This is a genomic window from Wolbachia endosymbiont of Cylisticus convexus (assembly GCF_003344345.1).
The window spans coordinates 1-1,532 of the sequence record NZ_QPIP01000195.1 but is presented as its reverse complement, the minus strand read 5'-3'; the positions used below and the strand labels follow the sequence as shown (position 1 = coordinate 1,532).

The 1,532-nt window shown below is 34.9% G+C and carries 2 pseudogenes; both read left to right on the top strand.

The window, feature by feature from the left end:
- Positions 1 to 82: 82 nt before the first annotated feature.
- A pseudogene (locus tag Wcon_RS12895) lies at positions 83 to 814 on the top strand (transposase); the annotation flags it as partial.
- 125 nt (positions 815 to 939) lie between these two features.
- Positions 940 to 1,532, top strand: a pseudogene (locus tag Wcon_RS10250) (transposase); the annotation flags it as partial.

Genomic DNA, 1,532 nt, shown 5'->3' with positions numbered 1-1,532 from the left:
CAAAAGACCTGCTGCAAAAGGTGATTGAAAAAATGATGGGAGAGAGGTAGAAGAAGAATCAGCAGATTGAGTAAGGTAAAAAATGAGCTTTAGTTACTATAATATGAGGAAACACCGAAGAAACTTTCGTAATATAACAGGTTTAACTATAGAGGAGTTCGAAAAAGTAGTGGAAAAAGTGAGGTCTGGATGGGAAAAACTTGAAAAACAGAAAAAGTGCCATGGTAGAAGATAAAAACTACCAACTCTGGAAGATAAGTTGTTTTGTGTAATTTTGTACTATCGCACTTACATAACACATAGATTTTTAGGATGCCTATTCAATGTGCACAACGCAAATGTATGTAGGTTACTTAAGAGAATAGAGCCATTACTCGCCAAAAAAGTGACTATAACAAAAGATAGAAGTATGACACCAGAAAAAATACTGAAAATTCTGGCTGATGTTACAGAACAGCAAATACAGAGGCCAGAAGATAGTAAAAAACGGAAGAAATCATATTCAGGAAAAAAAAGAACCAACACTATGAAAACTGAGATTATTATCGAAGAAGGAGGAAGAATTTTATCAGTGTCAAAGTCATATCGTGAGCGATTTTCGCATAAGGAAACAAGAAAAATATCTACCACTCGATAGCATAAAATATGCCGATTCTGGATATCAAGGTTGGCAAAAATTGCAAAGCAATGTTATAATTCCATATAAAAAGTATCGTAAAAAGCCATTAACTCCAGAGCAGAAAGAGCATAATAGAAATCATTTAGAATGAGAGTAGAAAGTAAGATCCGAGAGATAAAGATATTTAAGATTATGTAACTTCTTTCGAAACTCATTTTGCCAGCTCTAAATTGTATAGCCCTACTCATAATAGTAGAAAAAGAGTAAGATATGGATTTATAGTAGTGAAGGTAAATAGTTATGACGTAAGGAAAAAGGTAATGGAAGCGTTGGATGAAGGAGAAAACTATTGCCAAGAGATTTAAGATCGGAAAAACAACTTTATATGAGTGGAAGAAAAGACGTGAGAAAACGGGAGATTTTCAGTCAAAAACGTGGGCTATAACCATAAAATTACCGACTGGAATGCATTTGCAAGGTGGCAAAACTCAGTCAGAGATGCTGGTGCAATATTAGTAGACAATCGAGCACTTAAAAATATAGGATTCACAAGACTTACGGATACAAAGAAAGAAATGAGGAAAAGCGAGCTCAATTTGTAAGGGTTATAGCGACAAAAGAACCTCAAAACTTAGTATATATAGATGAATCTGGTATTGATAATACCGAAGACTATCCCTATGGATATTGCCAGAAAGGACAGCCCTAAAATCTGGAATCAGCATGGTTGCAGCCTTAAGTGGAAGAAAAATAGTTGCTCCGTTAATCTTTGAAGGCCACTGCAATATGTTAATAAATGGTTTGAGCAATTTCTGACACCGATCTGGACAAACTTTGATAATGCTACTTTTCATAAGTCTAATAAGATTACCGAACTTGCTAAAGGGGTTGGTGCAGAAATTTTATATCTGCC